Annotated in this window: 25 protein-coding genes; 11 read left to right on the top strand and 14 right to left on the bottom strand. The window is 48.6% G+C overall.

The window, feature by feature from the left end; genetic code table 11:
- Window positions 1-61 precede the first annotated feature (61 nt).
- The gene (locus tag T494_RS0101785; RefSeq protein ID WP_028504820.1) at window positions 62-2,209 is read right to left on the bottom strand and encodes a Tex family protein; all 2,148 of its coding nucleotides are present in this window, start codon (window positions 2,207-2,209) and stop codon (window positions 62-64) included.
- 288 nt (window positions 2,210-2,497) lie between these two features.
- Between T494_RS0101785 and T494_RS0101780 the strand changes: the two genes are divergently transcribed.
- Together T494_RS0101780 and secF are read left to right on the top strand one after the other, a co-directional pair.
- Window positions 2,498-3,904 (top strand): preprotein translocase subunit SecD, encoded by a 1,407-nt coding sequence (locus tag T494_RS0101780; protein ID WP_028504819.1) that lies wholly within the window; start codon window positions 2,498-2,500, stop codon window positions 3,902-3,904.
- On the top strand, window positions 3,897-4,874 hold the full coding sequence (gene secF / locus T494_RS0101775; protein WP_037343629.1) for a protein translocase subunit SecF: 978 nt from the start codon (window positions 3,897-3,899) through the stop codon (window positions 4,872-4,874). Before T494_RS0101780 ends, secF begins: the two co-directional genes overlap by 8 nt.
- A 51-nt stretch (window positions 4,875-4,925) precedes the next feature.
- Here the strand turns inward: secF and T494_RS0101770 are convergent, their stop codons facing one another.
- The 13 genes from T494_RS0101770 to T494_RS0101710 all read right to left on the bottom strand — a co-directional run bounded on the left by T494_RS0101770 (window position 4,926) and on the right by T494_RS0101710 (window position 17,039).
- Window positions 4,926-5,786, bottom strand: coding sequence for a hypothetical protein (locus tag T494_RS0101770; protein WP_155984002.1), 861 nt, complete (start codon window positions 5,784-5,786; stop codon window positions 4,926-4,928).
- A gap of 146 nt (window positions 5,787-5,932) precedes the next feature.
- A complete protein-coding gene (locus T494_RS0101765; RefSeq protein ID WP_028504816.1) occupies window positions 5,933-6,682 on the bottom strand; it encodes a hypothetical protein in 750 nt (249 codons plus the stop codon).
- A 39-nt stretch (window positions 6,683-6,721) separates the two neighbouring features.
- On the bottom strand, window positions 6,722-6,964 hold the full coding sequence (locus T494_RS0101760) for a DUF3781 domain-containing protein (RefSeq protein ID WP_028504815.1): 243 nt from the start codon (window positions 6,962-6,964) through the stop codon (window positions 6,722-6,724).
- A gap of 60 nt (window positions 6,965-7,024) precedes the next feature.
- Window positions 7,025-7,480 (bottom strand): LytTR family DNA-binding domain-containing protein, encoded by a 456-nt coding sequence (locus T494_RS0101755; protein ID WP_028504814.1) that lies wholly within the window; start codon window positions 7,478-7,480, stop codon window positions 7,025-7,027.
- Between the two features lie 244 nt (window positions 7,481-7,724).
- On the bottom strand, window positions 7,725-8,867 hold the full coding sequence (gene ugpC, locus T494_RS0101750; protein ID WP_028504813.1) for a sn-glycerol-3-phosphate ABC transporter ATP-binding protein UgpC: 1,143 nt from the start codon (window positions 8,865-8,867) through the stop codon (window positions 7,725-7,727).
- A gap of 172 nt (window positions 8,868-9,039) precedes the next feature.
- A complete protein-coding gene (locus T494_RS0101745; RefSeq protein WP_028504812.1) occupies window positions 9,040-9,759 on the bottom strand; it encodes a pseudouridine synthase in 720 nt (239 codons plus the stop codon).
- Window positions 9,752-11,128: an MATE family efflux transporter gene (locus T494_RS0101740; protein ID WP_028504811.1), complete on the bottom strand. Its 1,377-nt coding sequence runs from the start codon at window positions 11,126-11,128 to the stop codon at window positions 9,752-9,754. The genes T494_RS0101745 and T494_RS0101740 overlap by 8 nt, the downstream gene beginning before the upstream one ends.
- Before the next feature lie 175 nt (window positions 11,129-11,303).
- A complete protein-coding gene (aspS, locus tag T494_RS0101735) occupies window positions 11,304-13,079 on the bottom strand; it encodes an aspartate--tRNA ligase (protein WP_028504810.1) in 1,776 nt (591 codons plus the stop codon).
- Between the two features lie 269 nt (window positions 13,080-13,348).
- A complete protein-coding gene (locus T494_RS11940) occupies window positions 13,349-13,870 on the bottom strand; it encodes a hypothetical protein (RefSeq protein WP_051539864.1) in 522 nt (173 codons plus the stop codon).
- Complete coding sequence (locus T494_RS0101725) at window positions 13,870-14,187, bottom strand: hypothetical protein (protein ID WP_028504809.1); 318 nt, start codon at window positions 14,185-14,187, stop codon at window positions 13,870-13,872. Before T494_RS0101725 ends, T494_RS11940 begins: the two co-directional genes overlap by 1 nt.
- On the bottom strand, window positions 14,187-15,518 hold the full coding sequence (gene hisS, locus T494_RS0101720) for a histidine--tRNA ligase (RefSeq protein ID WP_028504808.1): 1,332 nt from the start codon (window positions 15,516-15,518) through the stop codon (window positions 14,187-14,189). Before hisS ends, T494_RS0101725 begins: the two co-directional genes overlap by 1 nt.
- Before the next feature lie 327 nt (window positions 15,519-15,845).
- The gene (gene mgsA, locus T494_RS0101715; RefSeq protein ID WP_028504807.1) at window positions 15,846-16,253 is read right to left on the bottom strand and encodes a methylglyoxal synthase; all 408 of its coding nucleotides are present in this window, start codon (window positions 16,251-16,253) and stop codon (window positions 15,846-15,848) included.
- A gap of 48 nt (window positions 16,254-16,301) precedes the next feature.
- Complete coding sequence (locus T494_RS0101710) at window positions 16,302-17,039, bottom strand: P-loop NTPase (RefSeq protein WP_028504806.1); 738 nt, start codon at window positions 17,037-17,039, stop codon at window positions 16,302-16,304.
- A gap of 392 nt (window positions 17,040-17,431) precedes the next feature.
- On the opposite strand from T494_RS0101710, the gene T494_RS0101705 reads away from it, so the two are divergent.
- The 9 genes from T494_RS0101705 (at window position 17,432) to T494_RS0101665 (ending at window position 24,890) form a co-directional block, all read left to right on the top strand.
- Window positions 17,432-17,899 (top strand): DUF4830 domain-containing protein, encoded by a 468-nt coding sequence (locus T494_RS0101705; RefSeq protein ID WP_028504805.1) that lies wholly within the window; start codon window positions 17,432-17,434, stop codon window positions 17,897-17,899.
- Window positions 17,900-17,963: 64 nt separating this feature from the next.
- Window positions 17,964-19,079 carry a flagellin lysine-N-methylase gene (gene fliB / locus T494_RS0101700; protein WP_028504804.1) on the top strand — a complete coding sequence of 372 codons (1,116 nt, stop codon included), beginning with the start codon at window positions 17,964-17,966 and terminating at the stop codon, window positions 19,077-19,079.
- Window positions 19,080-19,112: 33 nt separating this feature from the next.
- On the top strand, window positions 19,113-19,289 hold the full coding sequence (locus tag T494_RS0101695; protein WP_242836366.1) for a hypothetical protein: 177 nt from the start codon (window positions 19,113-19,115) through the stop codon (window positions 19,287-19,289).
- Window positions 19,290-19,372: 83 nt separating this feature from the next.
- Window positions 19,373-19,864 carry a TspO/MBR family protein gene (locus T494_RS0101690; protein WP_242836365.1) on the top strand — a complete coding sequence of 164 codons (492 nt, stop codon included), beginning with the start codon at window positions 19,373-19,375 and terminating at the stop codon, window positions 19,862-19,864.
- A gap of 117 nt (window positions 19,865-19,981) precedes the next feature.
- Window positions 19,982-20,284 (top strand): hypothetical protein, encoded by a 303-nt coding sequence (locus tag T494_RS0101685; RefSeq protein ID WP_037343625.1) that lies wholly within the window; start codon window positions 19,982-19,984, stop codon window positions 20,282-20,284.
- Window positions 20,253-21,713 carry a proline--tRNA ligase gene (proS, locus tag T494_RS0101680; protein ID WP_028504800.1) on the top strand — a complete coding sequence of 487 codons (1,461 nt, stop codon included), beginning with the start codon at window positions 20,253-20,255 and terminating at the stop codon, window positions 21,711-21,713. Before T494_RS0101685 ends, proS begins: the two co-directional genes overlap by 32 nt.
- Window positions 21,714-21,939: 226 nt before the next feature.
- Window positions 21,940-22,488, top strand: coding sequence for an RNA polymerase sigma factor (locus T494_RS0101675; RefSeq protein WP_028504799.1), 549 nt, complete (start codon window positions 21,940-21,942; stop codon window positions 22,486-22,488).
- Entirely contained in the window at window positions 22,481-23,140 is a 660-nt protein-coding gene (locus T494_RS0101670) for a hypothetical protein (RefSeq protein WP_028504798.1), read from the top strand. The genes T494_RS0101675 and T494_RS0101670 overlap by 8 nt, the downstream gene beginning before the upstream one ends.
- Before the next feature lie 373 nt (window positions 23,141-23,513).
- Window positions 23,514-24,890, top strand: a complete 1,377-nt coding sequence (locus T494_RS0101665; RefSeq protein ID WP_028504797.1) for a TrpB-like pyridoxal phosphate-dependent enzyme — start codon at window positions 23,514-23,516, stop codon at window positions 24,888-24,890.
- The last annotated feature ends 38 nt before the right edge of the window (window positions 24,891-24,928 follow it).

Genomic DNA, 24,928 nt, shown 5'->3' with positions numbered 1-24,928 from the left:
GGGGCGAATGACAAAAACACCCGGGAAAGCTTTTTGATGGCGTTTCCCGGGTGATATTATTTTATCTGGGCTGTTTCATGGTGAGGGATATACGCTTGCGCTTGAGGTCCACCCCAAGCACCCACACCTTTACCACGTCACCGACCTTGACCACTTCAAGGGGGTGCTTGATGAATTTATTGCACATCTGGGAGATATGCACCAGACCGTCCTCATGGACACCTATATCCACAAAGGCTCCGAAATCTATTACGTTGCGCACGGTGCCCATAAGCTCCATGCCCTCTTTAAGGTCGGACAGCTCCATAACGTCGCCGCTTCTCATAAGAGGAGGGGGCAGCTCGTCACGGGGGTCACGTCCCGGCTTTTCCAGCTCTTTCACAATGTCCTCAAGGGTGGGGATACCCACGCCGATAGAGGCTGCAAGGGTGCTTATACCCTCTTTTTTTACCTTGCTTTCGATAAGCTCCTTATTGCCCATATCCGCCACAGAGAAGCCGCATTTTTCAATAAGGGCATTTGCCGCACCGTAGGACTCGGGGTGCACGCCTGTATTGTCAAGGGGGTTTTTGGCTCCCGGCACACGCAGAAATCCTGCGCACTGCTCAAACGCCTTTGCTCCCAGCTTGGCAACTTTCATAAGCTGCTTCCTGTCTGTAAATGCGCCGTTTTCCTCACGGTACGCAACGATGTTTTTTGCAACGGTGCTGTTTATTCCGGAAATGTAGGACAAAAGCGAATAGGACGCTGTGTTAAGGTCGACCCCCACCGAGTTCACACAGTCCTCAACAACGCCTCTGAGCGCCTCGTCCATACGGGCTTTGGGCATATCGTGCTGATACTGTCCCACGCCGATAGCCTTAGGGTCTATCTTTACAAGCTCCGCAAGAGGGTCCTGCATTCTTCTGGCGATGGAAACTGCGCTTCGCAGAGAAACGTCGTAGTCCGGGAACTCCTCGGCGGCAAGCTTTGAGGCGGAATAAACCGACGCTCCCGCTTCCGATACCACCATATAGGAAACCTTCTGCGGTATCTCTTTAAGCAGCTCCGCCACAAACTGCTCCGACTCCCTTGATGCGGTGCCGTTGCCTATGGCAATGGTGGTAACGCCGCATTTTTCGATCATACGGGAGATTATTCTCTTAGCCTTTTCTGTCTCTTTCCTGGGGGGAGTAAGGTAAACTATGCTTGTGTCAAGCACCTTGCCCGTTTCGTCCACAACGGCAATTTTACAGCCGTGAGCATATCCCGGGTCAAGTCCCAGGGTTACGGTGCCCTTTACGGGGGGTGCCATAAGCAGCTGGCGAAGGTTGGAGGAGAACACTTTTATTGCGCCCTCCTGGGCATTCTGAGAAAGCTCGGAGCGTATCTCACGCTCGATAGAGGGGTAAATAAGCCTTTTATAGCTGTCAACACAGGCAGCCTCCACAAGCTTGCCGCAGGGGGACTGGTTTTTAACATAGCGTGAGGTGACCGCTCTTTCCCCTGCTCCCTCGGGAACGTCAACGCTGACTTTAAGCGCACCCTCTTTTTCGCCTCTGTCAATGGCAAGTATACGGTGTCCTGCGATCCTTGAAACTCCCTCGGAGAATTCAAAGTAGTTCTGATACACCGCATCTGCGTCCTCGCCTGACGCACAGGCATTTACCTTTCCTATCTGGGAGAAAAGGGTACGCAGATATTTTCTCAGCTCCGCAGAATCGGAAACATCCTCCGCAATAATATCCATTGCGCCCTGCAGTGCGTCCTGAGCATTTGCCACGCCCTTTTCCTCATCAATATATTTTGCACCCTGAGCCTCGGGATCGGCGGTATCTGTCTGTTCCAGCAGAAATTCAGCCAGTCCCTCAAGTCCCTTTTCTCTTGCAATGCTTGCTCTGGTCTTTCTCTTGGGCTTATACGGGCGGTAGATGTCCTCTACCTCCACAAGCGTCATGGCATCGGTTATGGCTTTGTCAAGCTCGTCGGTCATTTTCTCCTGCTCGGTGATAGACCCACGGACCTCCTCCTTGCGCTTTTCAAGATTGCGAAGATATGTAAGGCGATCATTCAGCTCACGCAGCACCTGGTCGTCAAGAGAGCCTGTGACCTCTTTTCTGTACCGGGCGATAAAGGGTATCGTCTTATCGTCATCTATAAGAGCAACGGTGTTGTCCACCTGCTCCTGTTTCAGACCAAATTCCTTTGCAAGGGTAGCGTTAATGTCCATTTGTGTAATTCTCCGTTTCAGTTTTCCCCCTATAAGGGGTTAATTTTGCATGAATATTATAACACATTTTCCCTTAAAAGTCAAAACCGTTGTGTACAATATGCGCAAAATGCCCCGGTGAATGTAAAAGAATGGGCGCATACACTTGACTTTTCGGAAAAAAAGTAATATAATTTAATAGCCAATGTATATGTGTATATCTGACGGCATCAAAGCTTTCGGCTTATGCCCTCGGTGATGAAGTATACAGCTCCGCTTGTGCGGAACATGAAAATAGGAGGAAAAAAGGTGAAAAAAGTTAAAAAACCGGTGTTTTTCATCGTTGTGATATGCATTCTGGCTTTTGCTTATCTCACATTCTTCGGAGTGCACACCTACTATGGAGACACCAAACACACCTATATCAAAGGTGCTGAGGAGATCCGCTGGGGTATAGATATCCAGGGCGGTGTAAACGCTACCTTTGAACCCGCAGCTCCTGCTGAGGGCAGCGATCAGCCGAAGGTGGAGGACATTACCAACGACGACATGGACGCTGCAAAGGCTATTATCGAGCAGAGACTTGTAGGACTTAATATCACAGACAGTGAGGTCTATGTGGACTACTCCAAAAAGAGAGTTATCGTATCCTTCCCGTGGCAGGCAGGGGAATCTGATTTCGACCCTGAGGCTGCTGTGGCAGAGCTGGGCGAAACTGCACTGCTTACCTTCCGCAAGGGTTCCGAGGCTTCGGGAGAACAGGTACTCACAGGTAAGGACGTTAAAAAGGCAACAGCTTATTCGGATACTTCCGACGGCAATTCCGGATTTGCAGTAAGCCTTGAGCTTAACGAAAGCGGCAAGGAGGCATTTGCAAACGCTACCACCGAGCTTTCCGGAACAGGCGGTCAGATCTCCATATGGATGGACGATAACTGCATCTCCGCTCCGAGAGTAAACGAGCCTATAAGAGACGGCAGCTGCCGCATCACAGGTAACTTTACATGGAACGAGGCAAGCAGCCTTGCAAACAAGATAAACGCAGGTGCGCTTCCGTTCAAGCTTTCCACCACAAGCACAAACATCATTTCCGCATCTCTGGGTGAGGGCGCACTTAGCGCAATGCTCCTTGCAGGAGTTATAGCCTTCTGCATCATTGCAGTTTACATGATGATCTTCTACCGTCTGCCGGGATTTGTGGCTTCTATCGCTCTTTTCGGACAGGTCGTAGGTACCATCGCCTGCATTTCCGGATTCTTCGGGAATATTTCTTCCTTTACACTCACCATTCCCGGTATCGCAGGTATCATTCTTGCTATCGGTATGGGCGTTGACGCAAACGTTATCACCGCAGAGCGTATCAAGGAAGAGCTTAACAACGGCAAGACCCTTAACGGCGCTATCGAGCTTGGCTACAAGAGAGCGTGGAGCGCTGTGTTCGACGGAAACATCACAGTCGTGTTCGTAGCAATTATACTTATGGGTGCTTTCGGACCTACCGACAGCGTGTTCGGCACCCTGCTCAGCCCGCTGTTCGCTGCTTTCGGCGCATCCACAGCAGGTACTATCTACTCGCTGGGCTACACCCTGCTGGTGGGTATCATTCTTAACTTTGTATTCGGTATTTTCTGTTCAAGACTTATGCTGGCATCTCTTTCCAAGTTCAAGTTCCTCAGAAACCGCAAGCTGTATGGAGGTGCTAAGATAGATGGATAAAAAAGAACCAAAGATCTTAAAGGTCTATGAAAAGCGCAAGATATTCTATGCGATCTCCTGTCTGCTTATCGTGACTTTCATCGTGCTGACGCTGGTCATCAAGCTCAATGTGGCTATCGAGTTCAAGGGCGGTACTATCCTCACATATTCATACACAGGCGAGCTTAAGACCGAGGACATCGAGAAGGTTGTAAGCGATACGGTGGACGATAAATGCACCATAACCTTAGGCGAGGACACCGCATCCGATTCCAAAACGATAAAGATACAGTTCTCCTCCAAGGAGGGCATCAGCGATGACAAGCAGAACTCCATCAAGACTGCGCTCACAGAGAAATTCAAGGACAACGACGTCAAGCTTCTGGAGTCCACCGACGTTGCCGCTTCAAACGGTCTTGACTTTTTCCTGAAATGTCTGGTTGCCTGCGCATTTGCCGCAGTCATCACCATAATCTACATCGGCTTCAGATTCAGAAAGATCGGCGGTATATCCGCAGGTGTGTTCTCGGTAGTGGCACTTATACACGATATGTGTATGGTTTACGGCTGCTTCGTTATTTGCAGGTTTGACATCAACGCAAACTTCATGGCTGTACTGCTTACTATCCTGGGCTACTCTATCAACGCTACGATCATTATTTATGACCGTATCAGAGAGAACGAGAAGCTTGTGGGCAGCAAGTACGAGCTTGACCAGCTGGTCAACCTTTCCATTACACAGACAATGGGACGTTCCATCCACACCACAGTTACAACAGTGCTGGCTATGGCTACTGTATGCATGGTATGCTTTATCGCAGGCGTTTCTTCCATCATCAGCTTTGCATTCCCTCTTATCATAGGTATGATCGCAGGTGTTTACTCATCCAACTGCATCGCTCCTACACTCTGGGTAATGTGGGAAAAGCACAAAGCCAAGAAGGGCAAGGGCAAGGCTGCAAAGAAAGAAAAGAGATCCCAGAGAAGATAAAAACAAGCATAAAGAAAAGAGCTGTTGTTTTAACAGCTCTTTTTTTGTTTTTTATTCTCCCTGTGTCGGCGAGTCGGCAGTCACAGGCTCGCTGTGGGGCGACTGTGGGTGCTCGGTCGATGCAGCAGCATTAACAGGCTGGGCTTGCTGTGGCTGCTGTGACTGATAAGGCTGCTGCTGATACTGGGGCTGCATAGGCTGCTGATAGTACCCGCCCTGCTGAGGCTGTGCGCCGTAGGGGTTGTTATACTGCTGTTGATACGGCTGCTGTGCAAAGCGTGGGTCGGTAAATCCTCCCTGCTGCGGTGCACCGTAAGGCTGCTGATACCCGAAGGGGGTATACTGCTGCCGGTTTGCGTAGGGATCGTTCTGATATCCGTATGGCTGCTGCGGCTGCTGCGGATACTGTCCGGGCATACCGCCGGGCATCTGGTTATAGCCGCCGTAGGGGCTTGGTCCCCAGCTGTTGACGATCACCTTGTTGCCGTTCTGAACTGTGCCAACGATCACTACGATAAACATTACAACATCGGCAATGGACAGCACAAGAAGTATAACTCCCAGAGCATTCAGTGATGCTGTTCGGTTTGCAGAGTAGATCATAAGCATCATCCAGATGGCACTGAAAATCAGAGCGATAATGGCGTTTGCCATTGCTCCTCCGGCTTTTTGCGGCTTTTCCGCTTTGCTGACGGCATATGCTCCTGCGATAGCTCTGTAAATATGCACGATGATAAACGCTGCAAGCACACCGTAGACAGACGAGCTGTCCACGCCCGCTTGATAAAAGATATAGCTGGACGACATATTTGACAGCTGTATCATGGTATAGATACACAATCCGGCAACAAAGCCGGCACTTATGCAGGCTATCAGTCCTGCAATTTTCATCTTATTACTTCCTTTTGGCATAATGCCACTCCCCCTTTTTTTATTTACAGACATTATACTACATTTATCCGGGTTTGTAAAGCACAAAAAATCCGGCGGATCATCGCCGGATCTTTTGCTCTCCCACATAATTGATCTGCTTTGTTCAGTTTCCCGCTGTGTGAGTATCAGCAATAATGTATTGTTACCCCACTGAACGAAGTGTCTCCTGTAAGCACTACGAACTTGCCGCTCTTGGCAGCATCCTTGGCTCCCTTTTCCTCCACGCCGCCCATTTTGGTGCGCAGCATATTTTTCACCGTCCACTCCTTGGGCACATACAGCTCGACTCCCGAGAACTCTGCCTTCAGGTTGATGGTAGCGGATCTGCCTTGTATAACTGCCTTATCAAAGTACACCTTTGTTCCGCCAAAGGAGCAGTTTATATCGCAGCCTCTGAAATCCTCGCTGTTGATATACTTGCTGGAGCCTGCGAAGCTGGTGTTCATTTTAAGGTCGCCGTTTCCGCCTCCGGCAACATTTTCGTCTGTCCAATGCTCGCTGTCCTCGTGCTTTGAAAAGGCATCGTCACCGTCCCAGACATTCTTGAACCACTTTACGTTTCTGGGAACAAGAAGTGCGCAGCCTATGCTTAAAAACAGTGCCGCACCCAGCACGGGCCACGGAGTGAATTTCTGTATCCCCAGCTGTTCGCTGAATATAATTGCCCAGATAGCCATGGGGAAGAATATTGCGCTGAACACAAGGTGCATACATCCCACAACGAAAAGCGGGATAAGAAGTGCCGCCAGAAGCAGCGACCAGATATTCACCGTATCAAAATCAGGAAGCAGTCCTGCTGCACGGCAGATTATCATAGTTGCTATGCCTATGAAAAGGAATCCCCAAAGCACATTTTTGATGGTAAACTTTTTCAATTTCGTGTCCTCCCTTTCGATAAAATTCCACGCTCGGCGTTAAAGCTTATGCGCCGAGATTATCATATGAGTTGCACTGTTTACGGAAATTATTATATTTCCTATCATACACAGTATATTTTCGCCTTTACCCATTATCCTGCAATCTTCCCTTGACAGCATACCTTTGCAGTATTCCACCACATCAGCATCTCCCAGGTTCAGATTTTCTCTTATCCTCTCCTGTGCAGGCTCCAAGGCGCAGAGCCTGTGAATGTCGTTAAGAATTATCCTGCTGCCCATATTATCTCCCTTGCAATTACCATTGCATATGCACTTAACGACTTCTCTTTTTCTACGCCGTCAGAGGTGCCTTCTCTCATCAAGTCTTTGTTTCATTGCCTTATAATATATCCTTGAAACATAGACCAGCTTATCGGTGCCCATAAATCTCACCAGACTTGAGGCGGTTATATTTTTCTCCACCGAGTACACCATATTCAGATTAAGGATCGCCGATTTGGACACTCTCATAAACGACCTTGGCAATATCTCCTCAAGCTCATAAAGCTTTTTCTTGATAGTAAAGACATCGTCAGCGGTATGTGCGTCTATGCCACCGGAGGATGTTTCAAAAAACAGTATCCTGTCTATGGGCATATAATACTCGGCATTGTCCTTGAAGAAAGTGAGCTGTGTACTGTCGGTAAGCTCTGTAAGGGCTTGCTGTATACGGGCGGTGTTGCTGTCAAAGCTATGACATCGGATAACGACCTCGTCCTCTGTAACGCTGTCGTCTATCTCTATCCTTACTTTCACATCTCCACCTCCACTATGGCCATTGTAATACAATGCCTTTGATTTGTAAATAGTTTTTCGCTAACAGGTGATTTTTAGGACCCAACAGGTTAAAAAACGCCCCCGAATGCACACTGCGCTTGTGAAAAACACGACGACCTTTTACTTTTAAGTAATAGGGTATCACGCTTTTAACGAATTGTCAAGAAACCCCCAGAAAAAAAAGGGACACGGATCAACCGTGTCCCTAAAAATTATCAAGTTATCAGTTTACAACTGCCTTTTCGGTTTCCTTATCAAAGATGTGGATCCTGTTAGGATCAAGAGCAACCTTGATATTGTCGCCTGTACGAGCAGTTGTACGAGGTGAAACTCTTGCTGTGAGAGGAATATCTACACAGTTGAGATACAGATATGTCTCTGCACCCATCATTTCTGTAACTTCTACGTTTGCATCAACAACGCCTGTTGTTGCCTGTGCAAGGAATGCAGGCTCGTCATGGATGCACTCAGGTCTGATACCCAGAACAACCTCCTGGTCAACCAGCGGAGAAAGTGCCTCCTCGTCAACCTTGCCCTCAGGGATCTCAACAGAATAAGTTACGCCCTCTTCGTTTCTTGTAGCGGTTCTGCCGAACTCTACAACGTACTTGTCGCCATACTTACGCAGTACAGAATCAACAAAGTTCATCTGAGGTGAACCGATGAATCCTGCAACGAACTGGTTAACAGGGTTCTGATAGAGGTTTGTTGGTGTGTCGATCTGCTGGATGTAACCGTCCTTCATAACAACGATACGGTCACCCATTGTCATAGCCTCTGTCTGGTCATGTGTTACATAGATAAATGTTGTACCCAGCTTCTGGTGCAGCTTGGAGATCTCAGTTCTCATCTGTGCTCTCAGCTTAGCGTCCAGGTTGGACAAAGGCTCGTCGAGAAGGAATACCTGTGGGTTACGAACGATAGCTCTACCAAGAGCAACACGCTGTCTCTGTCCACCGGAAAGAGCCTTAGGCTTTCTGTCAAGAAGGTGAGCGATGTCAAGGATTCTTGCAGCCTCTTCAACCTTTCTTGCGATCTCGTCCTTTGGAACCTTTCTCAGCTTAAGTCCGAATGCCATGTTCTCAAATACTGTCATGTGTGGATACAGAGCGTAGCTCTGGAATACCATTGCAATATCTCTGTCCTTAGGTGCAACGTCATTTACAAGTCTGTCGCCGATGTAAAGCTCACCCTCGCTGATCTCCTCAAGACCTGCGATCATTCTCAGTGTGGTGGACTTTCCGCAGCCGGAAGGACCTACCAGAATAATGAACTCCTTATCCTGGATCTCGATATTAAAATCGGATACAGCAATAACTCCTCCGGAGTATTTTTTGTAGACTTCTCTCAATGATACACTTGCCATATTAAGAGGACCTCCTATAATAAAGATTTACTAATATACGCATTAGCTACGAACATATTGTACCAAATTTCATGCGTATCTTCAAGGGTTTTTTTTACTAAACTTTAATATACTATACTATGAATATTGACGAAATTTCACATACGATTTACATATTTTTACAGTCGCTCAGTCACTTTGTCAATAATCTTTCAACATCTTTGTGCATTATCTCCAAACACCGTCCCAAAGCCAATTCAGGGTCCAGCGGCAGTCCTCCGATAGCTATGCGCTTTAGCATCACAACTTTATTTCCCAAAGCGGAGAACATCCTTTTCACCTGGTGGAATTTTCCCTCATGCAGCACCAGCTCGCACATACACGGGTCGTCATCATGACCTTTGAATTCCGCCGGCAGGCACCTTTCCCCGCCGTCGATAGTCATGCCCTGCGCCATAATGCTTTCATATTCCTTTTCCCAGGGCTTTTCAAGCTGAACAAGGTAGGTTTTCGGCACATGGCTTCTGGGCGAAAGCATTTTGTGTGAAAGCTCTCCGTCGTCGGTGATAAGAACAAATCCCAGGGTGTCCTTATCCAGTCGTCCTGCGGGGAAAAGACCGCTTCTGCGCATTTCTTCCGGGACAAGGTCAAGCACGGTGGTGCTTTCTCCCTCCTTTGTGGAGCACACCACCCCCTGTGGCTTATTGAGCATGATATAGATATGCTTTTTATACGCTATTCTTTTGCCGTCCACGATTATCTCGTCATCTGTATCCACCCGTATATCGCTGCGGCGGACGGTTTTGCCGTTGACGGTTATTTTACATTTCAGACAGAGCTTTTTCACTCCTGCCCGTGACACCTCCGGCAGCTGTGAAGCCACAAGTCTGTCAAGTCTAATCTGCTCACCCATTTTCCTGTGTTTCGTCCTCCATAGGTTTGACCATTTTGTTATAGGTCCTTACGACGAACAGCGTACAAAGAGAAAGGGAAACCACCTCTGCAATGGGGAACGCCCACCAGATAGCATTCAGTCCGAAGAATTTTGACAGCAGATATGCCGCAGGCAGCAGCACTATCAGCTGGCGGCAGAAGGAAACTATCATAGAGTCCACGCCTCTGCCAAGGGCTTGAAGGGTGGATATCATCATAATGCTGAAAGCTGCGATGACAAAGTGGGTACATATTATCCTCAGGGCAGGCACGCCTATTTCCAGCATCTCGTCCCCGGCATCGAAAAAGCCCAGCAATATTTCGGGGATAGTAAGGAACAAGACCATTCCCACTGCCATTATGGAAACGGCATACACCGAGCCGTATCTGAAAGCCTGAAGGATACGCTTTTTCTTTCTTGCGCCAAAGTTATATGCCACAATAGGTATATAGCCGTTATTAAGTCCGAACACGGGCATAAAGATAAAGCTCTGGAGCTTGAAATAGACTCCCAGCACCGAAACGGCGGTGCTTGAATAGCCGATAAGTATCTTGTTGAGGCAATAGGTCATCACCGAGCTTATGGACTGCATAATTATGGAGGGCAGGCCCACGGCGTAGATACGCTTTAAGGTCTTTATCTCGGGGGGGTATCTGCGCAGGCTGAGTTTTATCTCCTTGTTGACTTTAATGTTGAGGAAAAGTCCCAGAAGGGCGGCTAAGAACTGACCGATACAGGTTGCCACGGCGGCGCCTGCCACACCCATTTTCGGGAATGGTCCCAGACCGAAGATAAGGCACGGGTCAAGTATCATATTCACTATTGCGCCAAGCCCCTGGGTATACATGGAATATATGGTCTTTCCTGTGGACTGCAAAAGCTTTTCCAGAGTCATCTGCATAAAAAGACCCAGGCTTGCCACGGTGACGATATAAAGATAATCCTTGCCGTAGGACTGTATCACAGAAGAGTCTGTCTGGGCACGGTAAAAAGCATCGGTGACGGTAAGTCCCACCACCACGAAGATAAGAAAGTTGACGAAAGCCAGGAATAAGCCGTTGTTTGCGGCTTTATTCGCCCTGTCAAATTCCTTTTCTCCCAACGAGCGTGACAAAAGGGCGTTTATTCCCACACCTGTGCCTGCTCCCAGGGCGATCATAAGGGTCTGTATGGGAAAAGCGAGAGAAACTGCGGTAAGGGCGTCCTGATCCAGCTTTGCCACAAAGACGCTGTCAACGATATTGTAAAGAGCCTGCACCAGCATGGAGACCATTATTGGCAGAGACATTGAGATCATAAGCCTGCCCACAGGCTGGGTACCCATTTTATTTTCCTGTATATTTTCCAAAATTACACTTCCTTGCGTTTTATGATAACTGACCGTTTCATTGTAGCATATTTCCACAAACATTGCATTACAATTCTGTAAATCCGCACAAAACAATTACTTTTTGCGTCATAAAAAGGCATTTCAGATAAGAAACAGGGGAACCCTTTTCAAAAAGAGTTCCCCTGAATAGATACTATTCTTCGGGTGCGACGGTTTTAATGTAAAGCTCCTCAAGCTGTTTTTCGTCCACCTCGGCAGGGCAGGCACTCATAAGCTCGCTTGCGTTTTGTACCTTAGGGAAGGCAACCACGTCACGCAGAGAGTCTGCGCCGCAGATTATCATGGCAAGTCTGTCAAGGCCGATACCCATTCCGCCGTGGGGAGGTGAAGCGTAGCGGTAAGCATCCACCAGGAATCCGAACTTGGCATCTATTTCCTCATCGGTCATGCCCAGGGATTCAAACATTTTCTTCTGCAATGCCGGGTCGGTAATTCTCATTGAACCCGACGAAAGCTCGGTGCCGTTGAGCACCAGGTCGAATGCCTTTGCTCTTACCTTTGCGGGGTCGCTGTCAAGGAACTCGATACACTCCTCAAGAGGCATTGTGAACGGGTGGTGAGCAGCGACCCACTCCCCTGTTTCATCGTCCTGCTCAAAGAACGGCATTTCGGTTATCCACAGGAAGTTGTAGCCTTCCTTTACAAGCCCGAGGCGTTTGCCGCAGATAAGTCTTATTGCGCCAAGGGTATTGAGCACGACCTTGTTTCTGTCTGCACAGATAAGCACCAGGTCGCCCTTTTCTGCGCCCACGGCAGAGAGTATCCTGTCAAGGTCGCCCTCCCCCAGGAACTTCTTGAAGGAGCAGTTCGGCTCGTCAGCCCAGCGTATGTACGCAAGACCCTTTGCGCCGATGCCCTTTGCGTGCTCCACCAGCTTATCTATTTCTTTTCTTGTGTATGTTTCTGCGCCGCCCTTTGCAACGATAGCTCTTACCGAGCCGCCGTTTTCCACAGCACTTTTGAACACAACAAAATCTATATCCTTAACGGTATCGGTAATGTCCTGTATCTGCATATCAAAGCGTGTATCCGGCTTATCCGAGCCGTACTTGTTCATAGCGTCGGCAAAGGTCATTCTTGGCAGCGGCAGGGGGATATCTATATCCAGTATCTCCTTGAACAGTCTTTGCACCATGCCCTCAGCCATTACCAGGATATCCTCAACGTCAACAAAGGACATTTCAAGGTCTATCTGGGTAAACTCCGGCTGTCTGTCCGCACGAAGGTCCTCGTCACGGAAACACCTTGCAAGCTGGATATACCTGTCGTATCCGGCTATCATAAGCAGCTGCTTATATATCTGGGGAGACTGGGGCAGGGCATAGAACTTGCCCGGATGGACCCTTGAAGGCACCAGGTAATCTCTTGCTCCCTCCGGGGTGGAACGCATCATCATGGGGGTCTCTATCTCAAGAAAATCGTTCTCGTAGAAATAATCCCTTACCACCTTAGCTATTCTGTGACGGGTGATGATGTTGTTCTGGAGCCTTGGATTTCTAAGGTCAAGGTATCTGTATTTCAGCTTCAGCTCGTCCCTTACCTTGTCGGAATTTGTGACCTCAAACGGCGTTGTTTCCGCAGCTGCAAGTATACGCAGCTCCTTTACGTCCACCTCGATAAGACCTGTGGGGAGCTTTGGATTTATGCTCTCTCTGGGTCTTATAACGCCCCTTGCCAGCAGCACGTCCTCGGCTCTGACGGTTCTTGCCTTTTCAAATATCTCCTTGTCGGTGTTGTCGTTGAAAGCAAGCTGCAAAAGTCCTGTGCGGTCACGCAGATTTATAAACAGCAGGTTTCCGATGTCTCTCACCCTGTCTGCAAAGCCGCATACCACGACCTCGCTGCCCTCCTCCTGTGGCACCTTGGCGCAGTAATGTGTCCTGCGCAGACCTTTCATTGTGTCAAGCATTTTGATTACTTCCTTTTTCCTTATTTTTTCATCTTCTCCGTCAAGCCTGTAGGCTTGAGGATAAATAGTACAATACTCTCATTAGGGAAAGCCCTCTCTTGCAGGGCTTTCCCTCTCTCAAAACAGTCCACCGGACTGTTTTGAAATTCACCCTTTTCCGTGCGCCTGACGTAAGGGGATTTCGCTCTCTGCGGAGAGCGACGAGGGCTCTGCCCTCGACCCGCAAGCCTTTTTTACGAGAAAAGGCTTGATCGAAAAACCTGTTATTATTACTCACTCACACTTGGTGCGTCGTTCTTCTCCTCGTATCTTGGGAATCCGTCAAGATAGCTGTAAAGATACTTTATCTTGTTGTCCCAGAAAAGAAAGAACATTCCTGCCACAAACAGCACAGCGCAGGCGACAGCTCCGTACTCCTGTTTCAGCGACAGGCAGACAAGCCCGCTGAGCAGGGTCAGCACCGCCCAGATGATACCGAAAATATAGGTGGATACGCCCTTGCGGAATGTTCCTGTTATAAGCGTGCCGTGTTCGGACTTTTCATACTTCCCGAAAAATCCCGTCTCCCCTCCGTCACGCTTTTTGAACCTGTGGTAAAACACCCTGAACTGCTGCCCCTCACGCCTGCCGTAGTACACGTTTTCAAACTTGTGTGACTTCATGAACTTTCCCGTGGCAAGGACGTTGAGGCTGGGTCTGAACTCGGTGAGCTCCCCGTCAAGCTTTCTTGCCACACGCTTTGGGACAAGGGTCGTCTCAAACCGGTACTTCCGTGGAATGATGATAAGCATTAGTCCTCGTCCTTTGCTTCGTACTCGTCCGGGTCAAAGACCTTGTCGTTTATCTTTATCTCGCCCCCCTGGGTGGCATCCACATACATTCCGTAGACAGTTCCGCAGCTTGTACATCTGAACTGGTGGAACAGCTTTCTGGAATAGAATCTTCCCTGCTCGTCTATCACCGTGTCAAGGGGGCAGGTAGCGTAAACAAGCTCCATTTCTCCCTTTTCCACCATTCTTCCGAAGGAATCTATGCATATCATATACTCCTGGGGGTTGTGTATCTGTGCGATAGGTATCATATCACACTGCTGGCATCTTTTACTCATTAGTTTTCGTCCTTTCCAAACAGATTTCCCACTTCAGCTTCAAGTCCGCTGAACATCTCTCCGATAACAGCCTGTGAAAACGTGTCCACAAAGCTTGCGTCAAGCTTTATATCCGTCTGCTCGCCGCTTGCCATATTTTTAAGCTTTGCATTGCCGGAATCTATCTCGTTGTCACCCAGCACCACCACGAACTTTGCGCCTATCTTATCGGCGTATTTCATCTGTGGCTTCAAGCCTCTTTCCACCAGGTCATACTCCACGAAATACCCCTCGTCACGCAGCTGTGTTGTCAGCTCCAGAGCTTTGCCTACGGCATTTTCGCCCATTGTGGCAAAATACAGGTCGCAGGTCTTTTCCTCGATAAAGTCGCAGCCCTGCTTCTGCATAACAAGCAGCAGTCTTTCCAGTCCCATTCCAAAGCCCAGGGCAGGTGTTTGTGCGCCGCCAAGCTCACCGATAAGGCCGTCGTATCTTCCGCCGCCGCAGACTGTGCCCTGTGCGCCTATCTCGGTGGTGATAAACTCAAACACTGTTCTGGTATAATAGTCAAGACCTCTTACTATCCGTGGGTTTACGCTAAACTCTATCTTCATCTCTCCAAGGTACTGCTTGAGCTTTTCAAAGTGCTGTCTGCAATCGTCGCACAGATAGTCAAGTATCACCGGAGCGTCCTTGGCAATAGCCTGATCCTCGGGGGATTTGCAGTCCAGTATCCTCATTGGGTTCTTGTCCAGCCTGTCCCGGCAGGTATGGCAGAGCTTGTCCTTATACGGTTCAAAGTACTCACGAAGAGCCTGTCTGTACTTTTCCCTGCACTGGGGGCAGCCGATAGAATTTATATTCAGCTCGATATTCTGCAAGCCCACTCTGTCCAGCACGCTTTTTGCAAGGGCAATGACCTCTGAATCAGCTCTGGGGCTTGCGCTTCCCACCATTTCGCAGCCGAACTGGTGGAACTCTCTGAGTCTGCCTGCCTGGACATTTTCATGTCGGAAGCAGGAGAGGATATAATACACCTTCTGGGGAAATCCCTCGTTCATAATGCCGTTTTCCAGCATTGCACGCATTGTGCCTGCCGTCCCCTCGGGGCGCAGGGTGAACTTTGAGTCACCTGCTGCGGAAACGGTATACATTTCCTTCTGCACCACATCGGTGGTCTCCCCCACGGAACGGACAAACAGTCCAGTATCCTCGAAGGTAGGTATGCGTATCTCTTTAAATCCGTACTGCTGTGCGGTCTCGGAGACTATCTTTTCCACCGTGTGCCACATATAAGACTTTCCCGGCACCACATCAGCCGTTCCCTTTGGTTTTTTTGCTAACAAAGCCATTTTATTCAACCTTTCCTTTCGATCGCTTATCTGCAATAACTAATAATAACCTATTTTCTCATTTTAGTCAACCGCAAACAAAAAACACGGTCACCCCAAAGGGACGACCGTGATCGTGATACCACCCTAATTACAAAGCTGCACGCAGCATCTTTGTCACTCTGAGATCCTTAACGCAGATCATACGCCCGGTCTTTTTATCGATCGGAATGCTCCCGGGTGTCCTTCGCCTTGACGTGCGCAGACCCTTTCACCATACGGTCCTCGCTATGCCGCTGCATCTTCGGTTACTCTCCCGTTCACCGCACATATGCTGATTTTTTATTGTCAATGATTTGTTGGATTAACGATATCACGCCAGTCAAGATCTCCTCTTTCAAGAGCGTGTATCAATGCCTCAGCTGTAGCAAGGTTCGTGGCTACGGGTATATCGTGAACGTCACAAAGCCTGAGCAGGTTTGCCTCGCTGGGCTCGTGGGGCTTGGCAGATATAGGATCTCTGAAAAACATCAGAAGGTCTATCTCGTTGCAGGATATCCTTGCAGCTATCTGCTGATCTCCGCCCTGAGATCCGCTGAGATAACACTGGATAGACAATCCGGTGGCTTCGGAGACCTGTTTGCCTGTGGTTCCCGTTGCACAGAGGCGATGCTTGCTGAGTATGCCGCAGTATGCAATGCAGAACTGCACCATCAGTTCTTTCTTGGAGTCATGTGCAATAAGCGCTATATTCAACCAAAACCCTCCGTTTCTTCTTCATTTTTACATCCGGATTTTTTATCCTTACATCTTTATGGACAGCGGTATATGCTCGCCCTTTATCCTTCGGGATATTGCGGAGAATGCCAGAAATCCCATCGAGCTGGATGAAAGCGGAACACCCTTTCCTGTTGCAAGAGGTATTGCCGAATCCTCCGGGATAACTCCCAGGAGCTGAACTCCTACGGTATCTATGATAGCGTCCAGATCGTCCATCTCATCAAACTCGAATATTCTCTTGTTTGCCTTGTTGATAACAAGTCTCTGCTTCTGGTTGCCTCTCTTATAGAACTCGTCGCTCATCATCTGTGCGTCTCTTACGCATACAGGGTCGGGAGTTGTAACTATAAGAATAAGATCTGAGTTAGTAACAATGTCAAATACCGAACCGTTGATACCCGCAGAGGTATCTATAAGGATATATTCAAAATACTTTCTCATTTCCTGAGTGATCCTCTCGATATCCTCAGCCTTGAGCTGAACAAAAGGATCCGAAGGTGCACACAGCACACTGAGGTTTGAAGCCAGCCTTACTGTGGTGGTTGCCTTGTTCACATCACAGGTGCCCTCAAGCACATCTCCCAGGTCATATGTGATGTTTCCCTGCATTCCAAGCATGATGTCCATGCATCTCAGACCAAAGTCAAGCTCTATAATAAGAGTTCTGTTGCCCTGCTTTGCAAGAGCATAACCGAGACACGCACTGATCGAAGATTTACCTGTGCCGCCCTTTCCTGAAGTAACTGCTATAATTTTTGACATCGACCTATTACTCCTTTCAAATGGCAAATATATAAGTACCCGACCTTATGCTTTGTTTGGATATCTACGAAAAACCGTTGATTAACTCCCGCTCTGCCGGAGCACATATTTCTAGTGTTACCTACATTCTATTTTAGCACATATTTTGAAATTGTCAAAGCAAAATTACACAAAAAGTGTAAAATCGTTATTTACTATTAATTTGCCTTTTATCTTTTAGTAAATATGCACAACGCTGTTAAAACACTTTTCAACATATGGTGTTCGCATTATGTCAAAACCACGTGTTTATTAACAAATTCTTACAAGTCACGGGCTTTTTTCGCCTTGTGTAATATTTTCTCCGCCGGGACATATATATGTACAAACCTGACAAGAACGGAGGAAGCAAGATGTTTATAAAGACCATAAAGTTAAAAAAACCCAATTATCTGGCAGCTGCGCTGGTGGCGGCAATAGTCTGCCTTGTGGTGATAGTGGGGCTTACGGCTTACAAGTTCACACGCAAAAAAAGCTATGAGCTCGGCAGCGAACAGCAGCGCCAGGAGTTCATCAAGGAGATGGGCTGGGAGACGGAAAAAGAGTTTTCCGACTGCAAAAAGGTGACCATCCCGCAGGAGTTCAACGAGGTGTACGAAAGCTACAACGAGCTTCAGAAGCAGCAGGGCTTTGACCTTACGCCTTACAAGGGCAAGGAGTGCGACATTTACACCTACAAGATAAACAACTACAAGGACCACGAGGACAAGGGCGATGTGGTATGCAACCTTATGATATGCGACAACAAGCTTATCGGCGGCGACGTGTGCTCCACACAGCTTGACGGTTTCATGCAGGGGCTTAAAAACAAAGACAAATAACTCATTGACAACAGGGCGGAAAGTGTAATATAATATTGGCATAAAACATCAAGGAGTTACTATTATGGAGGTTTTCAGCCCTGTTTTTTTCAAGGATTTCCGCTGCCTTGGCTCCCAATGCAAGGACAACTGCTGCCGCATGGGGTGGGACATCGAGATAGACCCTGATACATACAACTACTACAAGTCCCTTGACAACGGGATATGCAGCCATATTACCTCACAAGGCGGGGAATACTACATCAAACAGGAGAACGGGCAATGTCCTTTCCTGAACCGGGAAGGACTTTGCTCTGTTTTGCTTGAATACGGCCAGGAGCACATTTCCGAGATATGCGCCCAGCACCCACGGTTCTACCAATGGTTCGGCGAGTACAAGGAAGCCGGCACGGGGCTTTGCTGTGAGGAGTCCGCAAGGCTATGGCTGGAGCACGCAGGACACATTGAATTCTGCGCATATCAGACCTGTGAGCAGGAGGATGACCTTGAATTTGACAGCCAAAGCTTAGATGCGGTACTTAAAGCCAGAAAGGTACTTATCGACCTTATGCAGCAACAGGGGCTTTCACTTTCCCGGAAGCTGAAGGCACTGCTTATCTTCGGGCTCAACGCACAGCAAGCCGATGACGGGGAGATCGCAGACTGTTTCAACGAGCTTGCACAGGCTTTCTCGGACAAGCAATACCTGAGCCGGCTGGTTTCACAGCTGGGGGCGGACGGCTCGGAGGCGGACAGGCTTAAAGCCTGCGCTGAGGTGATGGGGTGCTTTGAGGAGCTTGAATATATGAAAGATCTGCTGCCCGGGGTCATTGACAGGATCAGACTTCGCCTTGAAGATATACTATCCGCCGCAGACGCCTTTGACAGGGCGCACCCCGAGGCTGAGCGGCAGCTTTGCGCCGTGGCGGTATACAACATATACAGGTATGTTATCCAATGTGCCAGAGGCGCAGACTGCATGGCTATTCTTGCAGGCTGCATACTCAACGTATGGTTTGTGAGAATGTGGGATATACTGCTGTGGCTGGAGGGAAAGTTTGACTTTGACGGGCAGATACCGGCGGTCAAGGAATACTCAAAGGAAGTGGAATATTCAGACAACACAGACCGGCTGTGGGAGGGCGTTTACACCGACAGCAGGCTGAGTGCGGAGAATATAAAGCTGATCTCGGAGGTGTGAAAAACGAAATTTCTGAAAAGGAAGGCTCTTGGCGTGCCCAAAGACTGTGAGGGCTTGAAGATAAAAGTTATGTCCAGCACCTGCACAGGGGAAAGGACCATAGGATTTTACGATACAAAGACCCGTGAGCTGAAATACAGCGAGCTGGTACGCAGCGACAGGGACATAAAAGCTTTTTACGAAAAATACGGTGTGCCGTTTGAAAAATAGCTGCGGTGTTTTTTTGCTTTGTTTAAGCTGTTTATGAATAATGACAGCTGCGCCTCGCATAATATATTGTGAGGTGATGTATTTTGGAACTGAGTATCAAAAAATTTATAAACGAGCTTAAATTCAAACCATTTGTTATCTTTCTTGCCATTCCCTTCGCAGTTCAGCTGCTCAGCTATTTCATAACCAAAGGCTCAATGGACATCTACGACCGTGTGAACATCCCGCCCCTTTCTCCCCCCTCGTGGCTGTTCCCCGTGGTGTGGACCATTCTTTTCGGACTCATGGGCATCTCCAGCTACCTTGTGTGGAACGAGGACTCTTCCTACACCAAGGAGGCTCTGGGGATCTATGGTATCCAGCTGGTATTCAACCTGTGCTGGAATGTATTTTTCTTTGTAATGGAAACCTTCCTGGTGTCGCTGATATGGCTTGTGGGGCTGCTTATCCTTATCATCATCATGATAGCTGCCTTCAGGCGCATTTCTCCCGTCGCCGCATATTTACAGATACCCTATGCTTTGTGGGTGGCATTTGCCTGCTATCTCAACGCAGGGATATATTATCTCAACTGATACTGCACTCCCCCACTGCGCCTGTGCGCTGCGGGGGATTTGTTAATATAAAAGTTCTTGCAATTTCATATATTGTGTGTTATAATCCTTTTGTATGTATTTTGTGAGGTGATATGGGTGAACAGGGAGCTTGTGGTGCTGCTGCTGAAATATATGGGCGGCATAGTCATAGTAATGGGACTTATCCTGCTTGCCTGCCTGCTTACGCCTAAGATCGCCCGTAAGATCGACCAAAACCGCAGCAGCGGTGAGGAGGGTGACGATGCCCCCACGGGCACAGACCCTGAGAACTACACCGTTTCGGGACCTTTCGATCCCCAGAAGCTGGAGGAGTACGATCTTAACTACAAAATTTATAACAAGGATATATATGGAGTTGATTTCAAACATGGGAAAAAACAAAAACGAAAAGATGGTTGATGCCATCACATCAATGGACGAGGATTTTGCAAAGTGGTACACCGACATATGCAAAAAAGCTGAGCTTGTGGAATACACCAGCGTTAAGGGCTGCCTTGTTATCAGACCTTACGGCTACGCTATCTGGGAAAATATCCAGAAGGATCTGGACGCACGCTTCAAGGCTCTGGGGCATGAGAATGTTTGTATGCCTATGTTTATCCCGGAAAGCCTTTTGCAGAAGGAAAAGGATCACGTTGAAGGCTTTGCTCCCGAGGTGGCATGGGTCACTCACGGGGGAAACGAAAAGCTGGAGGACAGGCTGTGCGTAAGACCTACCTCGGAAACGCTGTTCTGCGAGCATTACGCAAATATAGTTCACTCATACCGTGACCTGCCAAAGCTGTATAACCAGTGGGTATCGGTAGTGCGCTGGGAAAAGACCACAAGACCTTTCCTGCGCTCAAGAGAGTTCCTGTGGCAGGAGGGTCACACTATCCACGAGACACCGCAGGAGGCTATCGAGGAAACAAGACGTATGCTGGACTGCTATGCGGATTTTTGCGTTGAATCCCTGGCTATACCTGTGGTAAAGGGTCAGAAGACCGAGAGCGACAAGTTCGCAGGCGCAGAGTCCACCTACGCTATCGAGGCTCTTATGCACGACGGAAAGGCTCTCCAGGCAGGCACTTCCCACTATTTCGGAGACGGCTTTGCAAGAGCTTTCGGCATACAGTTCACCAACAGAGAAAATAAGCTCCAGTATCCCCACCAGACATCATGGGGCGTGTCCACAAGACTTATCGGCGGCATAATAATGACCCACGGCGACGACAACGGACTTGCTCTGCCGCCGGCAGTGGCACCTATCCAGGTGGTCATCGTTCCTATTGCTTTCCACAAAGAGGGCGTTCTGGACAAGGCAAAGGAGCTTGCAGACTGCCTCAAAGACGCAGGGGTAAGAGTAAAGCTTGACGACAGCGACAACTCGCCCGGCTGGAAGTTTGCAGAGTATGAAATGAAGGGCGTTCCCGTCCGTATCGAGATAGGTCCCAAGGATATCGACAACGGTCAGTGCGTTGCAGTAACAAGACATAACAGAGAAAAGACCTTCATCACCCTGAACGGGGGACTCAAAGGCTTTGCAGAGGCTGTGAAAGAGCGTTTGCAGGCTGTTCACGACGGGCTGTATGAGAGAGCTCTGGAAAACCGCACAAAGCGCACATATACCTGCAAGGACATGGACGAGATAGCCAAGGCTCTTGAAGCAGGCGGCGACGGCTTTGTCAAGGCAATGTGGTGCGGAGATGAAGCCTGCGAGGACAAGGTCAAGGAAGTTACCGGCGTAGGCTCAAGATGTATCCCCGACGAACAGGAGCATATAAGCGACACCTGCGTGTGCTGCGGAAAGCCTGCAAAGTGCATGGTCCTGTGGGGCAAGGCATACTAAGATCAATTATCCATATCCCTTTCCTGCTCAAAGGCGGGAAGGGGATTTTTTTGTTTGCGGTTTTCTTGCCGACCTGCTTGCAATGTGGGGGAATATGTTGTATAATGTGGACGAGCGGTATGTGATTTTACAGGCTGCACAAATCAGCGGACTAAAATTTGTGCAGCTTTTAACCATAAATCCTTGCCCGCACAAACGTATAATAAAATGATAAAGGGGGATAACAATGACCGATGCGGAATTTGACAGTGCCATAGCACTTGTCACGGCAGGAGACAAAAGCGGTCTGAAAAGCATTTATGATGCTTATGCAAAACGAATATATCAGGTCATATACGGCATTGTGAAAAACCCCCATGATTCTGAGGACCTGACGGCGGACCTTTTTATCAAGCTTTGGGACAACGCCTCTTTGTACCGCCCGGGGAGCGGTCACAAGCGCTACCTCACGGTCATGGCAAAAAATCTCGCCCTTGACTTTCTGAGAAAGGCGGGGCGGCAAAGCTTTGAAATAGATGCAGGCGAAAATGAATACATTATCCCCGACACGGGGGACATTGAAAAAGAGGTAACAGGTGAAATGAGCTTTTCACAGGCTCTTGAACACCTTAACCCCAACCAGCGCATGGTGGTGGATATGCATATCGGTATGGAGATGACTCTGAAGGAGATAAGCCTGGCTCTTGAGATGCCGATGGGAACGGTGTCCTGGAATTACCGAACGGCAATAGAAAAGCTTAAAAAGATCTACAAGGAGGGTGGAACTTATGGCTAACAGAATACAAGACGGCTACCGCAGCCATATGGAGCAAAACTCTCCCGATATGGATAAAATGTGGGCAAAAATACAGCAGCATATAGACCCGCAGCAGCCGGTCAAGCCGGTGCAGACTGAGCAGATCGTGCAGTCTGAGCAGCCTGAAACAAAACGCAAGGGCATAAGCTTTGTAAAATACGCTGCCGCCGCAGCCTGCCTTGTGGCAGTTGTGGCAGGAACGGTTGTTTTTATGAGCTCAAAGCAGGATAAGGTCTCCACCGACAGCGAAAAAGCAGTGGCTGTCCAAACAAGCAGCACCGTTGATATGAAGCAAATGGAGGGGAAACAGGATATGGCTCAGCCGGCGGAGGAAAATACCAACAAAGCCGCAAAAGCAGAGGAAAATACCTTTGACGGCCCTAAGGAACGTACCGCTTCACCTTCGGGCAGTGCAGCCTCCGACATAAGCCTTAAATTCAAAGAACTGATGCTCACGCCGGAGTATACAAATTCAGACCGTGAGAATAAACTGAAGCTGGTGGAAGACCTGGCAAAGCAGCTCAAGGAAAAGGGCGAGATAAGCGAATATGTGCTGAAAAAGAAGGATTCGGGCGACAGAATAGAGCTTAAACTGAGCGAGGAAAATCTGAAAGTTATCATGCTCAGGTAAAAAAATTTTTCCACAACCCCTTGACAAACAAAAAATAATGTGCTATTATGGCAACACCAAATGAATAACAGCCACAAACCATTGATCGAGAGTAAGTAACTTTATGCACCCGTTTCAAAGAGAGCCGTGGACGGTGGGATCACGGTATTCGGACATATTGAGAATGGACTCGTGAGGGCAAGCTGAAAAGGCGCAAGCTGAATTAGGTAAGACGTAGAACCTGCGTTAAGGGTGAGGCGTATGTTGGTACGTTAACAGCAGCGAAATGCTGATATTGGGTGGCACAGCAGGAAAAAATATCCTGTCCCATTATAAGAATGGGGCAGGTTTTTTATTTCCCTTGTCTCCCGCAATTACAGAAAGGATGAGTGCTATGAACAACGAAAAAACAATCCCTTACAAGATCTATCTTGAAGAAAATGAAATGCCCAAGCAATGGTACAATGTACGTGCAGATATGAAAAACAAGCCTGCCCCTTTGCTCAACCCGGCAACACATCAGCCCTGCACCCTTGAGGAGCTGAGCCATGTGTTCTGCACAGAGCTTGCAAAACAGGAGCTGGACGACACAACTGCATATATCGACATACCACAGGAGATACTGGACTTTTACAAAATGTACAGACCCTCTCCTCTGGTGAGGGCGTACTGCCTGGAAAAAGCTCTTGGAACACCTGCAAAGATATATTACAAATTTGAGGGCAACAATACCTCCGGAAGCCACAAGCTCAACAGTGCCATCGCACAGGCTTATTACGCTAAAAACCAGGGTCTTAAAGGCGTTACCACCGAGACAGGCGCAGGGCAGTGGGGCACCGCTCTTTCAATGGCGTGCGCTTATCTGGGTCTTGACTGCCAGGTGTATATGGTAAAGGTATCCTATGAGCAAAAGCCGTTCAGACGTGAGGTCATGCGTACCTACGGTGCAAACGTTACTCCGTCGCCGTCAATGACAACAAATGTCGGCAGAAAGATAAACGCTGAATTCCCGGGCACAAACGGCTCCCTGGGCTGCGCTATCTCCGAAGCTGTTGAGGCTGCGACGACACAGGAGGGTTACAGATACGTTCTCGGCTCGGTGCTTTCACAGGTACTGCTGCACCAGTCGGTGATCGGTCTTGAATCGAAGATAGCAATGGACAAATACGGCATCAAGCCGGATATGATAATCGGCTGCGCAGGCGGCGGTTCCAACCTTGGCGGACTTATCTCCCCGTTCATGGGCGAAAAGCTCAGAGGTGAGGCTGACTACCGGTTTATCGCTGTTGAGCCTGCATCCTGCCCTTCTCTTACAAGAGGTACCTACGGCTACGATTTCTGCGACACAGGTGCTGTCTGCCCTCTGGCTAAGATGTACACCCTTGGAAGCACCTTCATGCCTTCCCCCAACCACGCAGGCGGACTTCGCTACCACGGCATGAGCAGCGTACTTTCACAGCTTTACGCTGACGGTCTTATGGAGGCTCGCTCTGTGGAGCAGACCAGCGTTTTTGCTGCCGCAGAACAGTTCGCAAGGACCGAGGGTATCCTTCCTGCTCCCGAAAGCAGCCATGCTATCAAAGTCGCTATCGACGAGGCTCTCAAGTGCAAGGAAACAGGCGAGGAAAAGACTATCCTCTTCGGTCTCACCGGCACAGGCTATTTCGATATGTATGCCTATGAGGCGTTCAACGACGGCAAAATGAGCGACTATATCCCCACCGATGAGGAGATCGCAAAAAGCGTTGCTAAAATGCCCAAGGTTGACTGATGTTAAAACAATAATTTCCTTCCCATAATAAAATTAAA

The organism is Ruminococcus sp. FC2018 (assembly GCF_000621805.1).
Lineage (GTDB): Bacteria > Bacillota > Clostridia > Oscillospirales > Ruminococcaceae > Hominimerdicola.
The sequence above is the reverse complement of the archived record's forward strand: the minus strand, read 5'-3'. Positions and strand labels throughout refer to the sequence as shown.